At 53.7% G+C, this 18,731-nt stretch carries 16 protein-coding genes and 1 tRNA gene; 6 read left to right on the top strand and 11 right to left on the bottom strand.

The genetic code is table 11. From position 1 onward, the window contains the following. The first annotated feature begins 128 nt into the window (after positions 1-128). Complete coding sequence (locus EHV07_RS14775; protein ID WP_147198766.1) at positions 129-1,565, top strand: glycoside hydrolase family 1 protein; 1,437 nt, start codon at positions 129-131, stop codon at positions 1,563-1,565. Between the two features lie 706 nt (positions 1,566-2,271). Then, the gene (locus EHV07_RS14770) at positions 2,272-3,588 is read left to right on the top strand and encodes a bifunctional diguanylate cyclase/phosphodiesterase (protein ID WP_254446253.1); all 1,317 of its coding nucleotides are present in this window, start codon (positions 2,272-2,274) and stop codon (positions 3,586-3,588) included. Positions 3,589-3,768: 180 nt separating this feature from the next. On the opposite strand, the gene EHV07_RS14765 is transcribed toward EHV07_RS14770, so the two are convergent. Continuing rightward, a tRNA-Asn gene (locus EHV07_RS14765) sits at positions 3,769-3,844 on the bottom strand. Positions 3,845-3,957: 113 nt separating this feature from the next. Further along, a complete protein-coding gene (locus EHV07_RS14760; protein ID WP_371419643.1) occupies positions 3,958-4,149 on the bottom strand; it encodes a transcriptional regulator in 192 nt (63 codons plus the stop codon). A gap of 230 nt (positions 4,150-4,379) precedes the next feature. Here EHV07_RS14760 and EHV07_RS14755 point away from each other — a divergent pair, with 230 nt between their 5' ends. Both EHV07_RS14755 and EHV07_RS14750 read left to right on the top strand, forming a co-directional pair. Next, a complete protein-coding gene (locus EHV07_RS14755; RefSeq protein ID WP_147198764.1) occupies positions 4,380-5,108 on the top strand; it encodes a LuxR family transcriptional regulator in 729 nt (242 codons plus the stop codon). A 191-nt stretch (positions 5,109-5,299) separates the two neighbouring features. After that, complete coding sequence (locus tag EHV07_RS14750) at positions 5,300-6,421, top strand: Gfo/Idh/MocA family protein (protein ID WP_147198763.1); 1,122 nt, start codon at positions 5,300-5,302, stop codon at positions 6,419-6,421. A gap of 174 nt (positions 6,422-6,595) precedes the next feature. On the opposite strand, the gene EHV07_RS14745 is transcribed toward EHV07_RS14750, so the two are convergent. Then, positions 6,596-8,044, bottom strand: a complete 1,449-nt coding sequence (locus tag EHV07_RS14745) for an AMP nucleosidase (protein ID WP_147198762.1) — start codon at positions 8,042-8,044, stop codon at positions 6,596-6,598. A 91-nt stretch (positions 8,045-8,135) separates the two neighbouring features. Between EHV07_RS14745 and EHV07_RS14740 the strand changes: the two genes are divergently transcribed. Further along, positions 8,136-8,798, top strand: coding sequence for an NTP transferase domain-containing protein (locus EHV07_RS14740; protein WP_147198761.1), 663 nt, complete (start codon positions 8,136-8,138; stop codon positions 8,796-8,798). A 61-nt stretch (positions 8,799-8,859) separates the two neighbouring features. Here the strand turns inward: EHV07_RS14740 and EHV07_RS14735 are convergent, their stop codons facing one another. The 8 genes from EHV07_RS14735 to EHV07_RS14700 form a co-directional block, all read right to left on the bottom strand. Continuing rightward, a complete protein-coding gene (locus tag EHV07_RS14735) occupies positions 8,860-11,154 on the bottom strand; it encodes a xanthine dehydrogenase family protein molybdopterin-binding subunit (RefSeq protein WP_147198760.1) in 2,295 nt (764 codons plus the stop codon). Next, positions 11,151-12,149, bottom strand: a complete 999-nt coding sequence (locus EHV07_RS14730; RefSeq protein WP_147198759.1) for a xanthine dehydrogenase family protein subunit M — start codon at positions 12,147-12,149, stop codon at positions 11,151-11,153. Before EHV07_RS14730 ends, EHV07_RS14735 begins: the two co-directional genes overlap by 4 nt. Continuing rightward, positions 12,146-12,631 (bottom strand): (2Fe-2S)-binding protein, encoded by a 486-nt coding sequence (locus tag EHV07_RS14725; RefSeq protein WP_147198758.1) that lies wholly within the window; start codon positions 12,629-12,631, stop codon positions 12,146-12,148. Before EHV07_RS14725 ends, EHV07_RS14730 begins: the two co-directional genes overlap by 4 nt. 286 nt (positions 12,632-12,917) lie before the next feature. Beyond that, positions 12,918-13,367 (bottom strand): type II toxin-antitoxin system RatA family toxin, encoded by a 450-nt coding sequence (locus EHV07_RS14720; RefSeq protein WP_147198757.1) that lies wholly within the window; start codon positions 13,365-13,367, stop codon positions 12,918-12,920. Between the two features lie 167 nt (positions 13,368-13,534). Continuing rightward, a complete protein-coding gene (locus tag EHV07_RS14715) occupies positions 13,535-14,428 on the bottom strand; it encodes an alpha/beta fold hydrolase (RefSeq protein WP_147198756.1) in 894 nt (297 codons plus the stop codon). A gap of 43 nt (positions 14,429-14,471) precedes the next feature. Continuing rightward, positions 14,472-15,353, bottom strand: a complete 882-nt coding sequence (locus tag EHV07_RS14710) for an ABC transporter permease (RefSeq protein WP_147198755.1) — start codon at positions 15,351-15,353, stop codon at positions 14,472-14,474. Then, positions 15,350-16,204, bottom strand: coding sequence for an ABC transporter ATP-binding protein (locus EHV07_RS14705; RefSeq protein WP_147198754.1), 855 nt, complete (start codon positions 16,202-16,204; stop codon positions 15,350-15,352). The genes EHV07_RS14710 and EHV07_RS14705 overlap by 4 nt, the downstream gene beginning before the upstream one ends. Before the next feature lie 3 nt (positions 16,205-16,207). After that, entirely contained in the window at positions 16,208-17,182 is a 975-nt protein-coding gene (locus tag EHV07_RS14700; protein ID WP_217363433.1) for an ABC transporter substrate-binding protein, read from the bottom strand. 302 nt (positions 17,183-17,484) lie between these two features. Here EHV07_RS14700 and EHV07_RS14695 point away from each other — a divergent pair, with 302 nt between their 5' ends. After that, positions 17,485-18,705, top strand: a complete 1,221-nt coding sequence (locus EHV07_RS14695) for an MFS transporter (RefSeq protein WP_147198752.1) — start codon at positions 17,485-17,487, stop codon at positions 18,703-18,705. Positions 18,706-18,731: the final 26 nt, after the last annotated feature.

Below are 18,731 nucleotides of genomic sequence, written 5' to 3'. Positions count from 1 at the left end.
CGGCAGCACTCTTTCCTGTGCCTCATCCTGCTTTTGTTTTAGAATCCGTAGTCGTTCAGGCAGTGCTGAATCTCGCTGGCCGCAAGCCCGGCGAGGTGCAAAAAACGGCTTATAAAAGGATGAACGTTATGAAAGAAAGGTTTCCGCAGGGCTTTTTGTGGGGTGGTGCCACCGCCGCAAACCAGGTTGAAGGCGCATTTGATGAAGAGGGGAAAGGACTGTCGATTGTTGATGCCATTCCCGGCGGCAAAGAACGCTTAAAGATTGTTTCCTCTCCCGAATTTGATTTCACGCTCTATCCCGACCGCTACACCTACCCTAATCACAAGGGCATCGATCACTATCATCGCTTCCGCGAAGATATTGCGCTGTTTGCTGAAATGGGTTTCAAATGTTATCGCTTTTCCATTGCCTGGACGCGTATCTATCCAAACGGCGTAGAGCAGCAGCCTAACGAGGCGGGCCTGCGCCATTATGATGAGGTGATTGATACCTGTATTCAGCACGGCATCGAGCCGGTTATTACGCTTTCACATTACGAAATGCCGCTGCATCTGGCCACGGAATATGGCGGCTGGAAGAACCGGGAAGTGATTGGTCACTTCGAGCGTTTTGCCCGTACGGTGCTCGAACGTTACGGTCATAAAGTTATTTACTGGATGACCTTTAACGAGATCAACAGCGCGGTACATTTCCCAATGATGAGCCAGAGCCTGACGGTGAAAACCGGCGCACTGGACGACCAGGCTAAATTTCAGGCATGGCATAACCAGTTTGTTGCCAGCAGCCTGGCGGTGAAAATCGCGCATGAAACCAATCCAAAAATTCAGATCGGCTGCATGATTATTTATGCCACCGCTTATGCTTACGATTGCGATCCGCTGAATCAGCTGGCCACGCTTCAGGAGATGCAGCTGTTTAACTTTTACTGTGCGGATGTGCAGGCGGGCGGTGAATATCCTTATTATGCTAAACGGCTGTGGCAGTCGCGCAATGTGCAGCTGGACATCCAGCCGGGCGATCTGGCGCTGATAAAAGCGCACACGGTCGATTACATTGGTTTTAGCTATTACATGTCATCAACCATCTATAAAACGAACCCGGAAGCCACGGCTGCCGCTGGCAATCTGCTGGGCGGAGCACGTAATCCGTTCCTTGAAGCCAGCGACTGGGGATGGGAGATCGATCCGGTTGGCCTGCGAATTGGCTTGAACCAGCTCTATGACCGCTATCGTAAGCCATTGTTTATCGTTGAAAATGGTCTGGGTGCTATCGACAAGCCGGACGCGCAATTTAATGTTGCCGATGACTATCGCATCAACTATCTGCGTCAGCATATAGCGGCAATGGCGGATGCAATTGAAGATGGGGTGGAGCTGATGGGCTACACCCCATGGGGCTGCATCGACCTGGTGAGCATGTCTACCGGTGAAATGAGCAAACGTTATGGCTTTATCTATGTCGATCTGGATGACACGCTCTCCGGCACCGGCAACCGCTATAAAAAGAACTCTTTTTACTGGTACCAAAAAGTCATTGCCAGTAATGGCAGCGATATAAGCTGATTTAGCAAAACCTTCAGGAGCAGAATTATTTTCTGCTCTTTTTTTTATCAACACTAATTAAATTAATAAAATTAAACTTACCCGCGAAATATATTTTATTTCCGGTTCTTATGTGCAATTTAAATTTAACTCAAATTCTCTTTTTTAGCTAAATGTGACCTGAAACATCGCCAGGCTAAAAAAAATATAGTCTGGTTGAACGTTGTGTGATTTAATTGCGCGGTGCTATACGACTCTGCCCGTCGGGCAGGGTTGGCCCTTTGTCCGGCCTGCGTGTACAGCTAAAGCAAGGCTGCTTCCGTCCTTTATCAGTGAAGCGCACCGGCGCAAGCGGATGCGATTAACTCTTTGTTTTTAAAAAATTAATAGCGGAGCGCTTTTTTGTAAGCTGCTGCCTGAATAACCCGTGAATGATGCTTAACTCAACTAAAGAACCCGGGGCTGCTAAATGCGTTTGAAACTCATTTTGGTCGCAGCAATAAACTTTTTGACAATCCTTTTGCTTTCCACGCTATGGGAGTTTGGTGCTGAGGAATATGTCTCTTCTTTATTTGGCTTAAGCTATGATGATAACTTCGAAGTGAGCGAACGACTCAGGTTTATTGTCACTTCCACGTTATTCTCTTTGCCTGCCATGATTATACCAGGACTGATAATCGCAAACCTTGTGCGAAAATTTGCGCTCACTGAGCAGAAGGCTATCCGTATGGCGCATACCGATGCGCTGACCGGAGCGGGAAACCGCAGGGCATTTAACAGCCATATTGCGCTCTGTGACAGCAGTACCGTGCCGTACGCTATCATCATGATAGACGTGAATGATTTTAAAATTATTAACGATCTTAACGGTCATCATCAGGGAGATGCCACGCTGGTTGCGCTGGCAGGCGTGCTGGATGACTTTATTAGCGCCAATACGCTGGTTTTCCGCATTGGCGGCGACGAATTTGCCCTGATTACTGATAGTTGTGAAACCGACGCGCTGATGGGACTGGCAGACAATATACGTCTGCGGGCCGCTAAAATCACCACCGGGCAGTCAGGGTATCTGAGCCTGTCGATCGGTATTGCGCGTTCTGACGATTGCAGTAGTTACAATGTGGTGCAGGCTGCGGATCTGGCCATGTATCAGGCTAAGAGCGGGAAAATGCAGCGCCTGAGCTTTTTTACCCCGGTTATGGCACAGCAGTTCCGGCAAAAAGAGATGCTGGAGCTTAGCGTGGCGGATGCCGTGGAAAATAATGCTATTGAGCCTTTCCTCCAGCCTATTCTCAGCCTGAATACGGGAAGACTGGTGGGGTTTGAGATCCTTTCGCGCTGGACACTGCCTTCTGGTGAAGTGGTCTCGCCAGAGGTCTTCATTCCTGTGATTGAAAAGCTGGGCCTGATCGATCGGTTGACCGAACAGCTGTTACAGCAGGTTTGTCACATCGCAAAGGACTGGCCGGAAGAGATTACCCTTTCCCTGAATATTGCGCCGAGACAGTTGATTAAATCTGATTTGACCAACCGCCTTTATGACATCATGCAAAGTTCAGGTCCGTTCCGCCTGGAGCTGGAAATCACTGAAAACGATGTGATGAGCAATTCTGAAGAGGCGCGACATTCCATTCAACATCTTAAGAATCGGGGCTTTAAGGTGTCGCTTGATGATTTCGGCACCGGCTATTCTAACCTCTCCATTTTGCTGGGGCTGGGCATCAATAAGATAAAAATCGACCGTTCCTTTATCTCTTCCGGGCCAGCTAATCGGGAACAGAGGAGGGTGGTGGAAACGCTGCTGGCATTATGCCGTGAGCTGAAAGTCGAGGTGACGGCAGAGGGTATTGAAGATTTCCCGACGCTGCTGTGGCTGAAAAAACAGGGATGCGATTATGGCCAGGGCTATCTGTTCCAGAAAGCGATGCCGCTCAGCAAAGTGAACGACATTTTATCGTCCAACTTTTATATGCTGATGTCGCAGAATAACGCCATGCTGCCGGAAGCGCCCGGCTACATGGCAGTGCCACAGACTTTCTTTTAGTGCCTCACAGGGCTTCCGTTCAGTCATTCTCCCGTGCAGGGAGTACGTGTCGGCCGCGACACCGACGGTGAGGGGTCTGTTATAACTGCTTAGGCGGCATCGGCCCGTGCCGAACCTGCGATAATCGGCCAGAAAAGCAAAAAGCCCGCTTAAGTTTCCTTAAGCGGGCTTTTCTATGTATGGCTCCTCTGACTGGACTCGAACCAGTGACATACGGATTAACAGTCCGCCGTTCTACCGACTGAACTACAGAGGAATTGTTGGAACGGGGCGCATGATATCCAGTGCTCTGCAGGTTGTCAAAGCCTGTTTTGAACCTTTTTGACTGAATGCTGAATTAATCGTCGTTTTACACAGCAGCAAGCCCGTTCAGGGGATAGGCTGATGCGTTTTTGCGCAGTCTGCGGCCTCTGCATCGCGCTTGTAGCGTGAGGGCCAGATCACCCAGGGCGGAATGTTAAGATGAGATGCAACAATTTTTTCACCACGAGGCCATTTTCGGTACAAAACATTCGACAGCGTTGATGAGAAAAGTCCCGAACGCCGCGAAAGAGCGGCCATGGATGTGCCTGTTTTTTTGATTGAAGCGATAATATCTGAGCTGTGCCAATCCTCATCAGGTGGCTATTGCGTATAGCTATACATATAATATCTCCTTGAAAATAGTTTACCTGAGTTCCAGGCTGTTTTCGGAATTTACTTGAAATTCCATGTGAGTCGATAGAAGTGCAATGAATTTTTATTTGAATGATTACTGTACAGAATGGAATGATTGAAAAGGGATTTTTGTTTTGTCAAAAATAAATAAGCAGTTATTGCTGTCACGTAAAATAGCCAGATATATCGACCAGAAACTTTTAGTGTGGGATAGCCCACAATATGCTTACACTATAGTTGATAAGTCTAATATCCTGAATACATTGATTATTTCAACTTATCCTCAGGGGTGGGTGGATATTTATCGGGAAAAAAACTTCCAGTGTGTCGACCCCGTTATCCATTCCGCTTTGACGCGATTTTCTCCATTTTCGTGGGGCAATAAATCTACTGATTTTTGTGATTTGAATTTTATTAAGAAATTCACCACGTCTACGAACTACCCGCTGGCTGGTGGTTTTACATTCGTCTTGCACGATCACAATAATAAGATGGCACTTTTATCAATGATTACCAGCGTAAGCGACCCGGAGCTGGAGAAAAGCATCATCACTGAACGAAATGCGCTGCAAATGCTGCTCATTGATATTCACGAGCAGATGTACAAAGCCGATCATGCTTTATATATCAACGATGAAAAGATATTTCTCCCTCAGAAAAATATTTTGTCCGTGAGGGAAAATGAAGTGCTGTACTGGTCGAGCAGGGGGAAAACATATGGGGAAATTGCAATCATAATCGGTATTACATTACGCACTGTGAAATTCCATATGGGAAATGTTGTTCGCAAGCTGGGGGCAGGTAACGCCCGACAGGCAATCCGAACAGGCGTAGAATTAAAGTTAATAATCCCTCCTTTTTAGCACTCGACGTCAGCTGAATTTTCTTCTTCATAAGAAAAATCAAAGCCATCTCGCAATTTACCTCTGCATCCAGAATCCCCATACAGTGTTTTTTGTCAGGATGATCACGTTTATTTCATTTTTGTGTTGTTTTGCCACTTTTTGAAATATACATTTCATGCATTCGCATCGCTCACCTGCAAGGAACTTATATGGAAAAGGTCAGAATTGGGTTGATTGGTACCGGTTATATCGGCCGCTGCCACGCTATTGCCTACGCGCAGGCTTCAACTGTGTTCCGGCTTAAAGGTGAAATTGTACGTGAGATGGTTGCAGAGGTGGATCCGGAAATCGCTAAAACGCAGGCAGCCGCGCTGGGGTTTCACCGCTCAACCGGCAACTGGCGTGAGCTGGTCGCCGATCCCAATATTGATGTCGTCGATATCTGCGCGCCTAACTTTTTGCATAAGGAGATGGCGTTAGAGGCGATACGCCACGGCAAACATGTCTATTCGGAAAAGCCGCTGGCGCTGGATGTAGCTGATGCCGAAGAGATGACGCGGGCGGCTGAAGCTGCGGGGGTGAAAACCCTGGTGGGCTTTAACTATATGAAAAACCCGACCAGCCAGCTGGCTAAAGAGATTATCGCCCGAGGCGAAATCGGTGAGGTGGTGCACTTTTACGGCACCCACAATGAAGATTACCTGGCTAATCCGCTGACGCCGCTCGACTGGCACTGCCAGAAAGCGCTGGCTGGCCTGGGGGCATTGGGCGATCTGGCGGCGCATATTGTTAATATGGCGCATTTTCTTGTCGGCGACATCAGTGAGGTATCCGGCGATATGCTGACGGTAATCAAACAGCGGCCGGATGCGAAAAATCCATTGGTGATGCGTGAAGTGGAAAACGAAGATCAGGCCAGCGCGCTCCTGCGTTTCGCTAACGGTGCGCATGGCGTGATTGAAACGTCGCGTATCGCCTGCGGCAGCAAGATGGGTCTGACCTATGTGGTAACCGGCACCAAAGGCACGATCCGCTATACCCAGGAAAGAATGGCCGAGCTGGCGCTTTATCTGCATGACGATCCGGCAGGGCGGCAGGGCTTCAAAACTATCCTGACCGGGCCGGCTCATCCTGACTATGCTGCATTCTGTATCTCGGCAGGTCACGGCATTGGTTTTAACGATCAGAAAACCGTTGAGATCCGTGATTTGATAAACGGGATTGCCGCAGGCGATCGCATGTGGCCAGACTTTGCCGAAGGGTTACAGGTGTCAAAAGTATTGGAAGCGATTGCTGTATCCGCACAGGAACGGCGCTGGATGACTCTCTGATTCGTCTGTGTGGCAGGGGCAAAGACAATAGCTTCTGTTCAGCATGCAAATAAAAACGGGTACCTCACTGATTTCAATTTGGAAATAGCCGTAAGCAGGGAAGTCAGGCATGTTAAACAACATGCCTGACTCAATTATGCTGGCAGTAAACGCTATTTCCCCCGCGATCTCGCCTTATCTGAACGGCGGTTCATTAAAGGTACGCAGCTTACGGGAATGCAGCTTATCGCCTTCTGCCCGCAGCAGATCGATGGCGCAAATGCCAATCTGCAAATGCTCCGAAATTGCGCCTTCATAGAAACGATTCGCCTGGCCTGGCAGTTTGATTTCGCCGTGGATTGGCTTGTCTGAAACGCACAGCAGCGTGCCGTAGGGAACGCGGAAGCGATAACCCTGAGCGGCGATAGTGGCGCTTTCCATATCCACGGCAACGGCGCGGCTCAGGTTGAAGCGCAACGCGGAGGCGGAATAACGCAGCTCCCAGTTGCGGTCATCGGTCGTCACTACCGTACCCGTGCGCAGACGCTGTTTCACCGCTTCGCCCGGCATGCCGCTGACCTGCTTGGTGGCGTCAAACAGGGCGCGCTGGACTTCAGCAATGCTGGGAACGGGAATATCGGGCGGCAGCACGGCATCCAGCACGTGATCGTCACGTAAATAGGCATGCGCCAGCACGTAATCGCCGATAGTCTGGCTTTCGCGCAGGCCGCCGCAGTGGCCAATCATCAGCCAGGTATGCGGGCGCAGCACGGCCAGATGATCGCAAATCGTTTTGGCATTAGAAGGGCCAACGCCGATATTGATCAGCGTAATGCCTTTGCCATCCTTCGCCAGCAGGTGCCAGGCGGGCATCTGGTGATTTTTCCAGGCCAGGCCGGACAGCGTTTCCTGGAGGTTTGGAGTTTCAGCATTAACTAAAATGCCGCCCGCGCAGGAAAGCGCTTCGTAAGGTGAATCGGGATCGGCGATCTGCTCACAGCCCCAGCGCACAAACTCATCCACGTAGCGCGTGTAGTTGGTGAACAGGACATAAGACTGAAAATGCTCAACCGGCGTGCCGGTATAGTGGCGCAGCCTGGCCAGAGAAAAATCGGTGCGCAGCGCATCGAAGTGCGACAGCGGATAAGCTTCCGTCGGCTGATAAAGGCCATCAGCATTTTCATCGCCGATTTGCGCCAGCTCGGTAGTTGGGAAATGCTGAGCCAGACCGGCGCTCATACTGCGATCCAGCCCCAGGTTCGAGCCATCAATCACGTACGGGAAAGGAATTTCCTGCTGTGAGGGCTTTACCTCCAGCGTCACAGGATATTCGCTGCACAGCATTTCCAGCTGTTCGGTCAAATAGTGGCGAAACAGTGACGGACGGGTAATGGTGGTGGCGTAGCTACCGGGACGGGTGAAACGGCCAAAGGCGCGTGACATTTTATGGCTCTCCGCATCGCCCTGCCAGCTGACACGCAGTTCAGGGTAGACAAACAGGCCCGCAGCCCGTTTGGCCTCGTCCGGCAACGTGCCGTTATCGATATAAGCGGTGATGGCTAGCCGCAAAGCGCTGACCGCCTCTTCATACAATGAGTCCAGCTTATCCAACGCTTCAGCGACGGTTAACGGCGTCTGTGTCATGGTCTCTCCTCAGGCGATTATCGATAGCAAAACAGCATGTTAACCGATATCGCGCAGACGCGCATGAAGGTTGCAGGAATTAACCGCACGCGTGGTTAATTTGTGGCAGACTGATAACCTGAACGTGAATAATGGTGAACCACAAATGGACGATCGGCAGCTTCAGGACAACCCGGTTGGCATCTTAGTGATTGCCGCCGGACATGGGCGTCGTTTTACCGCAGCAGGCGGTGAAACGGATAAGCTGCTGGCTGAATTTAGCGATGCGTCCGGCCGGGCAGGCAGGGTATTTGAACACAGCTGTCGCGCCGCCCTGCAAAGCCAGCTTCCGGTTTGTGTCGTGACCCGGCCAGCGCAGCACGCTATCCAGCGCTACTGCCAGCAGCAGGGCATTCCCGTGGTGCTGGTGGAGAACGATCGGATGGGGGAGTCGATTGCGGCGGGCGTTCGCAGAATGTCGGGCTGGCGTGGCTGGCTGATCCATCTTGCCGATATGCCGTTTATTTCTGCCGCTGTTTTACAGCGAATGGCCAAAGAAATAACGGATGAGGGGATTGTCAGACCAACGTTTGGCGGCCAGCCGGGTCATCCGGTGGGATTTGGTCGTAGTACGCAGGCCGCGCTTTCTCAGCTGACTGCTGAGCACGGCGCACGTGATTTACTGACCCAGTTTCCTCTCCATACCGTTGAACTGGATGATGAAGCGATCCTGCGAGATATTGATTTACCGTCACAGCTGCCGGACAAAAAATAGCGGTGCCCCTTACCATCAGCCGGGAAGGCACCAACGGTAAGGGGGAGGGAGAAATCAGCGCCTAAAGCAGCTTGTCCTGCGTGATGGGGAGATCGCGGATGCGTTTCCCGGTGGCATGCCAGACCGCATTCGCAATGGCGGCTGCAACGCCAACAATACCCAGTTCGCCCACGGCTTTACCGCCCAGCGCCGTCGCCAGATAGTCCGGCTGGCCGACATCAATCGCCGTCAGTTCAGGGATATCTGCATTAACGGCAATCAGATAATCAGCGAGGCTGGCGTTGGCTATACGGCCATCGCGATCGTCAATCACGCCCTGTTCCAGCAGCGCCTGACCAATGCCCATCACCATGCCGCCGATCCACTGGCTTTCTGCCAGTTTGGGGTTATAAACGCGACCTGAATCGAACGCGCCCACCATTCTTTTCACTCTTACCGTACCAAAATCCTCATCAACGGCGACTTCAACAAAGACGGCGCTCCAGCTGTGGGCAGAAACGCCGCCTGCGGTGGACGGCAGCATCATGGAAGAGGTGCGATCGGCGGCGTTACGGTCATCCTCACTGGCATCTTTAGCAAAGGTGTCCTGGTGCGCGACCAGCGTTTCATGACCGCTGAGTGCCAGCAGCTCGCTGAAAGTGATGCGGCGTTCCGTGGCGCTGTTTAACCATACGTGCCCATCCGCCAGCGACACGTCGGCGGGCGAGGCCTGCCACAGAGGCGACTGCTCGGTGCTGATGGCAAGCGCGATCAGCTTGTCCCGCAGCGCCAGTGCCGTTTTATGTACCGCGCCGGTCAGGACATTCGCCAGCTGTGAGCCGCCCGCGACAGGCGCGCGCGGTAGCTGCGTATCGCCTAAAGAGACGGTAATGGCCTCAGGCGGAACTTGCAGCACGTCCGCGGCCGTCTGCGCCAGAATGGTATAGGTGCCGGTGCCGATATCCGCGCCGCTGCTTTGCACTTCAATTTGTCCGTCGCCATGCACCACAATCTGCGCTTCGCCAGGCGTACGGTTAACCGGATAGGTGCCGGACGCCATCCCCCAGCCAATCAGCTGGCGGCCTTCGCGCAGGCTGCGCGGTTCAACGGGGCGTTTACTCCAGCCGAAAGCTTCCGCTCCCCGCTGGTACGCCTCACGCAGCTGGCGTGAACTCCAGGGGATTTTTGCCTTAGGATCCTCTTCGGCATAGTTGATCTGTCTGAGCGTAACGGGATCCATTTTCAGGGCGTAAGCCAGCTCATCCATTGCCACTTCCAGCGCAAAGGTGCTGGGGTTTTCTCCCGGCGCGCGCATCCAGCCTGGATTAACCGTATTCAGATGAATGAGCTGGTGATGGGAGAGAAAGTTTGGCGAAGCGTACATCAGCGACGTCACCGAGTTACACGGCTCCTTGTGCACATCTTCCAGCGCGGTTTCGTTCCAGCTCTCATGCACGATTGATTGCAGCTTGCCCTCCTTTGATGCGCCCAGCACCAGCTGCTGATGCGTTCGTGGCCGGCCACCAAAAGAGGTAAAGGTTTGCGGTCGGGTCAGTGCCAGTTTGACCGGGCGGTGAAGCTCGCGTGAAGCGGCACAGGCCAGCGCGCTGTGCGGCTGAATACCGCCTTTGCAGCCAAATCCACCACCCACGTAGGGCGAAACAATCCTGACGTTTTCATGGGGAATGTTCATCCATTCTGATACCACCTGACGCGCGCCGCCCACCCACTGGCTGGGTTCCCACAGCGTTATGCTGCCATTCTGCCAGTGGGCAATACAGCCGTGGGGTTCAATGGGAGAGTTGTATTCGCGTGGCGTGGTATAAACGCCGCCAGCCTGCACGTCTGCCGCGGCAAGCGCAGGCAGCGCGTTGCCCCAGCTGATGGTCAACGCTTCCGGCGCTTCAGGCGTCGCCTGAGGATCGTCGGGATGGATCACGGCGGCCTGCGGCTCATATTCCGTCACGATAAGCGCAGCGGCTTCGGTCGCTTCTTCAAGCGATTCCGCCACCACCAGCGCAATATGCTGACCGTTCCACAAAACCCTGTCGTCCTGTAGCGGGACAAACGTCTGCGCGGCGGCACCGCCCTGGCTGAAGGTTTTTGCCGGATGAATTTTTAGCCCGCTTTGAGAGTTGTAAACGGCCAGCACGCCGGGCGCTTGTCGGGCGCGGTCAATATCCATACGGCTGATACGGCCCGCCGGAATAGTGGACTGCACCACCACGGCATAAGCCATATTTTCCAGCGACTTTTCTATTGCATAAGCGGCCAGACCCTGAACTTTCAGGCTGCCGTCGGCACGGTTAAGCGGGCGGCCCAGTGACTGATAAGATTCTTTTAGCGGCACATCGTCGCGAGTCTCAAAAGTACTCATACCAGACCTCCTGCCTGCATTAAGGCCCGGGCGATAACACGCGGCGCGAGCACAATTTTATGTGCGTTGTGCTGGTGGGCGATGGCGCCCTCGGTGGCTTTTTCTGCCGCTTTACGCAGCGTTTCTTCGTTCAGTGGCTGGCCTTTCAATGCCTGCTCAACCTGATAAGCTCGCCACGGAAGCGTGGCCACGCCGCCCAGGGCGATGCGAACATCTTTAATCGTCACGTCATCGCTTTCCAGTTCAAGCCCAACCGCCGCGCTGGCTGCGGCGAACTCATAGGAACTGCGGTCGCGCACTTTGAGATAGTGAGAGCGCGCCAGCGCAGGGCTAAGAGGCACCTCAATGGCAACGATCATCTCACCCGCTGCCAGCTGATTTTCAATATCCGGGCGATCGCCAGGCAGACAGAAAAAATCGGTAGCGGCGACGGTACGCTGCTTACCGTCTGCGGAGTGTAAATGCAATACGGCATCAAAAGCGGTCAGTGCGACGGCAAAATCGCCCGGATAAAGCGCAATGCAGCTGTCGCTGATGCCCAATACCGCATGATTATGATTCTGCCCCTCAAGCGCTGCACAGCCCGAGCCGGGCTGGCGCTTATTACAGTTCGGATAGGCCTGCGGATCGCGGAAATAGCTACAACGGGTGCGTTGTAAAATATTGCCGCCCAGCGAAGCCATATTGCGCAGCTGAGCCGAGGCGGCCAGCGACAGACTTTCGCTTACTGCCGGGGCGTGAGTCTGTACCAGCTCGCTGTCGGCGGCCTGGCTCATTTTAACCAGCGCGCCCAGCTTCAGCCGGCCGTTCAGTAAAGCGATATCGCGCAGTTCGCTAAGATGACTGATATCAACCAGCTGGGCAGGACGCTCAACGCCGCACTTCATCAAATCGAGCTGCGTAGTGCCGCCTGCCAGAAAGCGGCTTTCAGGCTGATGATGTTGAGCCAGCGCGTTTGCCACACTGGACGCGCGGTGATAGCTAAATTCTCTCACGATGTCACCTCCTGCGAGAGATGCGTCGCCGCCTCTTTTACGGCCTTAACGATATTAGGATAGGCGCCGCAGCGGCAGAGATTGCCGCTCATATATTCGCGGATCTCATCGTCGGAACGCGCGTGGCCTTCTTTAATACAGGCGACGGCAGACATAATCTGTCCCGAGGTGCAGTAGCCGCACTGAAAGGCATCGTGCTCCAGAAAAGCGGCCTGCACCGCATGCAGGGTGCCATCGGCTGCTGCCAGTCCTTCGATCGTGGTGACAGAGCGGCCTTCAGCCTGCGCCGCCAGCGTCAGACAGCTAAGCACACGCTCGCCGTCAATATGCACCGTGCAGGCGCCACACTGACCCTGGTCGCAGCCTTTTTTCGAGCCGGTTAAAAGGAGGTGTTCACGCAGAACATCCAGCAGGGTGGCGCGGGGATCGGACGCCACTTCATAGTGCTGACCGTTTACGGTTAATTGCAGGGATTGCGTCATCGTGGTCTCCAGGTGGGGAGGTCGCTGACAGCGGGAAAGGCGCACGCCGCGCGTGCGCCGTTAACACTGCCTCATCGCTTCAAAAAATTAAGACCTGAAAAAGAAGGGCGAGCGTTTAGCAAACCCGCCGTCGGGATCGCGCATTTAGACGAGCGTATCCATCTTCAAGGATAGCCAGGATTGATGGGGCGGGAGAAAAGCATCGTTATTACTGATGCGCGGGCACTATCTGACTCATCTCTTCTGAAACAGGGGTCGCGCAATAAAGGCCTGGTAGCGTGCGTCTTCAGCGCGATCCATAAATTTGTTCGGCTCGCTGAACAAACAGTTCTGGCAACATTCGTACCAGCAGGGCAAAAAAGGGTGCCAGCGCCAGCTTCAGCAGCGCGTTAGAAAAGCGGTAGTGTACGATAAAAGTGACCGTGCACTGGCCGGGATGGTCCGGGTCGGGCGCAAATCGCCAGTCACCTTCGAAGGCTGCCAGAAACGAGCCAGATACCTGTTTCAGATGAAGCGAGCTGTGCGGATGAAACGTCGCACGCGTGGTGAGATTAAGCTGGGGCAACCGCGAGTGGCGCACGCCAATGCGTACCAGCTTGCGTTCGGGCTGGTCTTCCACAATTTCTACTTCCTGGCACCAGGGCAAAAATTCCGGGTAAGCAGCGACATCGGCGACAAGGTCATACATCTGACCCTGACTGAAATTAACCAGCATGGTTTTTTCGAAGGTAATCATAGGGGGCCTTATCGGTCGCGCTAAGCCTGAAGCGGCGAAAGGGGATCATCATGCCAGAGTAACGACCGGTTGACTGTAACTGTTGGCGCGCTTATTGATCGACCGCAAAACAAAAGGCGTGTCTGAGGCGACAAACACGCTTTTTTTACTCGTCTCATGGCTGCGGATTAGCGCGCGCGTTCGGAAGGGGTGTCGAGGAAATTAAGGATCGCGTCGTTAAACTCTTCCGGTGCCTGCAAAAAAGCAAAATGACTGGTGTTCGGCAGGATCAGTAAGCCAGCCTGAGGAATGGTCGCGGCAATGTGTTCAAGATGCGGACGCAAAATCCCCTCATCGCGATCGCCATCGGCAATCAGCACCGGCGTATGGATTTTTTTCAAATCGGCGTCCTGCCAGTTGGGCTGGGATTGCCACATCTCACCAATCTGCCTGACGAAGGCATCATATTCCTGCGGCGTTTTCGACAGCCGCCTGTACTCCTCTCCGGCGCGGGTAATATAGGACGCGAACAGCGGATTTTCCGCCACGTCGGCCCGAACCCCACGGGTGTCGGTATTCGGCGCATAGGCAAAGATTTTATCAACTCTGTCAGCGTGGCGCAGAGCCAAATCAATACCGATAATGGCACCATCGCTCCAGCCGACAATATCGGCTTTTGGCAGATGCAGATGATCCATCAGCGCTACAACGTCGTCGGTCATTAAGTCGTAGCCATAAGGCTGGGTATTTCGCGAGCTGCGGCCGTGACCGCGACTGTCGAGCACAATCACCTGATGATGCTTTGCGATAACCGGCAGCTGGTTACCCCAGTAATCGGCGTTAGCCAGCCCGCCGTGGATAAAGATCACTGGCGAACCGCTGCCCAGCGTGCCGTACCACAAATCGATGCCGTTCACTTTGGCGTAACCGGTTTTTAAACCCGCAACGGGCGCAGGCGTTGATGGCAAATGCTGCCAGCGATTGCCCCAGTTGACCGCCTCCGCCAGTGCAGTAACAGGCGCTGCGGCGGAACAGAGCAGCGCCCCGGCAAGCAGCCAGGAAAGATGCCGGTCTTTTTTCATACGGTTCTCCTTTAAAAGCGGTAAAGAATGAGCATACGTCACGCTAGCGCTGCATCCCCCAGCGTTTTACCGTCAATCTTTCCAGCGTGGCAAAAATCAGGCTTTCTACCAGCAGACCAATCACAATGACCGAAGCCAGACCCGCGAATACGCGATCGGTAAACAGCTCATTACGGTTTTGAAAGATATACCAGCCCAGACCGCCAGCACCGCTGGATGCACCAAAGACCAGCTCGGCAGCAATCAGCGTACGCCAGGCAAAGGCCCAGCCGATTTTCAGGCCGGAAAGAATGGCAGGCAGCGCGGCCGGGATCAGAATATGCCAGACATAGCGAAACCCGCTGAGGCCGTAGTTTCGTCCAGCCATGCGCAGGGTTTCGGAAACTGACATAAAGCCGCTCCAGGTCGTCAACGCCATGGGCCAGAGCACGGAATGGGTCAGGACGAAAATCAGGCTGTTTTCACCCAACCCAAACCATAACAGCGCCAGCGGCAGCAGGGCGATGGCGGGGAGAGGATTGAGCATCGAAGTCAACATGCCGAGCAGATCGCGAAAGAGGCGGCTGGAGACGGCCAGTGCGCTTAGCGCCAGTGCCAGCAGGCTTCCCAGCGCATAGCCTTTGATTAAGGTGCCCAGAGAAATGGCAATTTTATTGGGAAGCTCGCCACTCACCGTATCTTCAATAAAAGCCCGTAATGTCTGCGTAAAGCTGGGCAGCAGCAGATCGTTTTGCTGCCATAATGCCGCCGCCTGCCATAGCAGCAATAAAATCACCAGCAGGCCGCTTTTACGCAATCCGGCGCTGTTCCACAGTCGAACGCGCAACGGCAGCGGCTGTTCGATTTTTTGCTGTGGCAGAGGCGCAAGCTCGCGCAGGTATTCAGGGCGAACCGGTGGAGCCAGTTTGTGCAGAGGGAGAGTCATGACAATACGCTCATCAGAGGTGACAGGTGGGCGGAGGTGGGCTGCGACGCTGAAGATTCAGGCGTAAACAGCAGATCGTGTATCCGGCTGGCGGTTTGTTGAAAAGCGTCGCTGCCACTGTCTGCAAACGCGAACTGGTGACTGTTCATCTCGGCCCGAACCCGTCCCGGATGTGGCGAAAGCAGCAATATGCGGTTGCCAACAATCAGTGCTTCTTCAATGGAATGTGTGACAAACAGCAGGGTAAAGCGCTCATCTTCCCAAAGGCCGATCAGCTCTTCCTGCATTTTGCGCCGGGTCAACGCATCAAGCGCGGCAAACGGCTCATCCATCAACAGCATTTTGGGCTGCATCGTTAGCGCTCGCGCAATCGCTACGCGTTGTTTCATGCCGCCCGAAAGCGTATGCGGCCAGGCATCGGCAAAGTCTGCCAGGCCGACCTTATCGAGAAAATGCAGCGCCCGATCTCGTGCTTCTGCACGCGTCGCTTTACGGCTTGCCAGCAGCGGAAAAAGCGTATTTTCCAGCACGGTTTTCCACGGTGGCAGCTGGTCGAATTCCTGAAAAACCATCATGCGATCCGGCCCCGGTTTAATAACCGGCTGCCCCTCAAGGCGGATCTCGCCGTTAACCGGAGGAAGAAAACCGCCTATCGATTTCAACAGGCTTGATTTGCCGCAGCCGGAAGGACCGAGCAGGATAAACCGGTCGCCAGGCCAGACGTCAAAGCTGACGTCGTGCGTCGCCCGAATCTGCTGACGTCGCGTACGATATTCCAGCCCGAGACCACGAACCTGCAACAGCGGATTTGAGGATGTCACAAGCGCCTCCTGAATGAGTGTGGTGGTCATCGGTTAACTCCCCGGATGGGTCCAGGCTTCCGGAAAGAAATAATCTTTCCACGAATCCGCCTTGTTTTTCAGTACGCCGAGCTCATGCAATTTTTCGGCATAAATAAAGGTGCGCTCGGGCGAAATGGTAAAATCAATTTCCGGATCCTTAACAATCTTTTCAATCAGCGCTAACGGTAATTTTGAGTTCTCTGTGCGGATATAGGTCCGTGCCGCTGCGGCTTTATCGGCCTGAATAATGCGTGAGGCTTCAGCCAGCGCAGCATAAAACGCCCTGTACGTTTTAGGATTCTCATCGTGATATTTCTGCGTGGTGTAAAGCACATTAAAAGTACCGGGGCCGCCCAGCACGTCATAGGAGCTGAGAATTTTATGCACCGCAGGATGTTCCAGCGCCTGATACTGGAAAGGTGGACTGGAAAAGTGGCTGGTAATCTCCGTGCCGCCAGCAATCAGCGCGGCGTTAGCATCAGGATGAGGAAGGCTGACGCTAAGGGCGTCAAAGCGTTTAAAATCGCCTGCGCCATACAGCTTAGCGGTTTCGATTTGCAGCGTGCGTGACTGAAAACCTACCCCTGCGGCAGGCACCGCAATACGGTCTTTCTGGCTCAAATCCTTAATGTTTTTGACCGCAGGGTTATTGCTGAGCAGGTAATTAGGCATTGAGCCTAGCGAGGCAATCGCTTTCACATTCTGTCGGCCACGGGTGCGATCCCAAACGGTCAACATCGGGGGTACGCCAGCGGAGGCTACATCCAGCGCGCCCGAGAGCAACGCTTCGTTAATCGCCGTTGCCCCTGAAAGCGTTCGCCATTCAACTTTGATATCCAGCCCTTCTTCTTTGCCTTGCTTTTCTATTAAATGCTGGTCACGCACCACATCAAGAATCAAATAACCAATGCCAAACTGCTGCGCAATGCTAATATTTCCTTCCGCATAAGCCGATTGAGCAATGCCGCCTAATGACGTTAATAACATCGTAGCGGCGACAGCAGGCAGTCGGCGTTGGCTAAAAAACTTTTTCATTATTTCTCCCGGCAGGTATTATATATTTTTTAGATAATTAGCTGGCATCGTGAAAGGCAGACTAAGGCGAGAAGCAGGGCTTGTTAAATTCTTTTTAGCTATATTAAATAATCGATATAGGTTAATGTGAAATGTAATTGCGAAAAATAAATAACGTTAGACTAAATTCAGCTTTATTGCCTTTTTAAACGTACGGACTTTTTCAGTCATCAACCTGTTGCCCGCGTGGCTGCCGGTAAGGAAGCCTGAGTCAAATGAGTACAGCAAACCGACATGTCTTGTCCTTTACCGCCTTCAGAAACCTGTTCTGTGCGCGTATTTTCACCGTTTCGGGCAATGCTATTGCGCCTATCGCTCTGGCTTTTGCCGTGCTGGACACAGGCGGTTCAGCGGGCGATTTAGGTCTGGTGGTGGCCTCGCGCTCCGTGTTTAACGTCGCTTTTTTATTACTGGGCGGCGTGCTGGCCGATCGCTATTCCCGCAACAAAGTGCTGCTCTCATCGTCGGCGATCGCGGCGCTGTCGCAGGGGATGGTCGCCTGGCTGGTGCTGGCCAGCACTGCCAATATTCCCGCGTTAATGTTGCTGGGAAGCCTGAATGGCGCGGCTGCGGGGATTGCGCTTCCCGCGTCGTCCGCGCTGGTGCCACAAACCATTCCCGCGACGAAACTCAGGCAGGCTAACGCTTTTATACAGCTGGGCGTTTATGCCGGTACTATCGCAGGGGCTTCACTGGGCGGCGTACTGGTGGGTGCTGTGGGGCCGGGCTGGGGACTTGCTATCGACGCGCTGGGATTCGCTGTTTCCGCTCCTCTTTATTACTGCATCCGAATCAGCGCAAGTCAGCGGGAAGTGAGCAGCCATTTTCTGCACGATCTGCGAGAGGGCTGGCAGGCGTTTATCGCCCGCAGCTGGGTCTGGACGGTTGTTATCCAGTTCACCATTGTAAATGCGGCTTTTAGCGGGGTGATGATGGTGCTGGGGCCTGTCGTGGCGGATGCATCAGTAGGACGAACCGGCTGGGGGATCAGTATCGCAGCGGAAAGCGTGGGCCTGATTGTTGGCTCTTTTATGGCGCTTCGCTGGCGTCCAAACCGCGACATGTTGATTGGCGTCATGCTGGTGGCGCTTAGCGCCGTCCCCCTTTTCTTACTCAGTAAAATGGCCGCTACACCGGCTCTGATGGTGGCTTTCTTCCTGGCCGGAGTCGGGTTTGGGCAGTTTGGCGTGATCTGGGCACATCATCTGCAAACCCACATTCCTGCCGATAAGCTCGCACGCGTTTATGCGTGGGATGCGATGGGATCTTTTATCGCCATCCCGGTGGGCGAGCTTGCCGCCGGCCCTTTGGCGCTGCGCTATGGTAACGCCCACGTGCTGCTGGCCTGCGCGATAGCAGTAATCGTGGCCTCTGTAGCCGCAAGCCTGGTACCATCGATAAGGCGACTGGAACAGCGCCAGGCAATACGGGAATAAAGTGTGAAGCAGACAGCCTGACCTCG

The organism is Pantoea sp. CCBC3-3-1 (assembly GCF_007981265.1).
Lineage (GTDB): Bacteria > Pseudomonadota > Gammaproteobacteria > Enterobacterales > Enterobacteriaceae > Erwinia.
The sequence above is the reverse complement of the archived record's forward strand: the minus strand, read 5'-3'. Positions and strand labels throughout refer to the sequence as shown.

Coding starts and splice junctions, on each gene's coding strand:
- EHV07_RS14725 (WP_147198758.1), bottom strand. CDS start 12,631: ATGACGCAATCCCTGCAATTAACCGTAAACGGTCAGCACTATGAAGTG.
- EHV07_RS14760 (WP_371419643.1), bottom strand. CDS start 4,149: ATGGCCGCTCTTTCGCGGCGTTCGGGACTTTTCTCATCAACGCTGTCG.
- EHV07_RS14775 (WP_147198766.1), top strand. CDS start 129: ATGAAAGAAAGGTTTCCGCAGGGCTTTTTGTGGGGTGGTGCCACCGCC.
- EHV07_RS14695 (WP_147198752.1), top strand. CDS start 17,485: ATGAGTACAGCAAACCGACATGTCTTGTCCTTTACCGCCTTCAGAAAC.
- EHV07_RS14750 (WP_147198763.1), top strand. CDS start 5,300: ATGGAAAAGGTCAGAATTGGGTTGATTGGTACCGGTTATATCGGCCGC.
- EHV07_RS14720 (WP_147198757.1), bottom strand. CDS start 13,367: ATGATTACCTTCGAAAAAACCATGCTGGTTAATTTCAGTCAGGGTCAG.
- EHV07_RS14705 (WP_147198754.1), bottom strand. CDS start 16,204: ATGACCACCACACTCATTCAGGAGGCGCTTGTGACATCCTCAAATCCG.
- EHV07_RS14700 (WP_217363433.1), bottom strand. CDS start 17,182: ATGTTATTAACGTCATTAGGCGGCATTGCTCAATCGGCTTATGCGGAA.
- EHV07_RS14735 (WP_147198760.1), bottom strand. CDS start 11,154: ATGAGTACTTTTGAGACTCGCGACGATGTGCCGCTAAAAGAATCTTAT.
- EHV07_RS14715 (WP_147198756.1), bottom strand. CDS start 14,428: ATGAAAAAAGACCGGCATCTTTCCTGGCTGCTTGCCGGGGCGCTGCTC.
- EHV07_RS14710 (WP_147198755.1), bottom strand. CDS start 15,353: ATGACTCTCCCTCTGCACAAACTGGCTCCACCGGTTCGCCCTGAATAC.
- EHV07_RS14745 (WP_147198762.1), bottom strand. CDS start 8,044: ATGACACAGACGCCGTTAACCGTCGCTGAAGCGTTGGATAAGCTGGAC.
- EHV07_RS14770 (WP_254446253.1), top strand. CDS start 2,272: ATGGCGCATACCGATGCGCTGACCGGAGCGGGAAACCGCAGGGCATTT.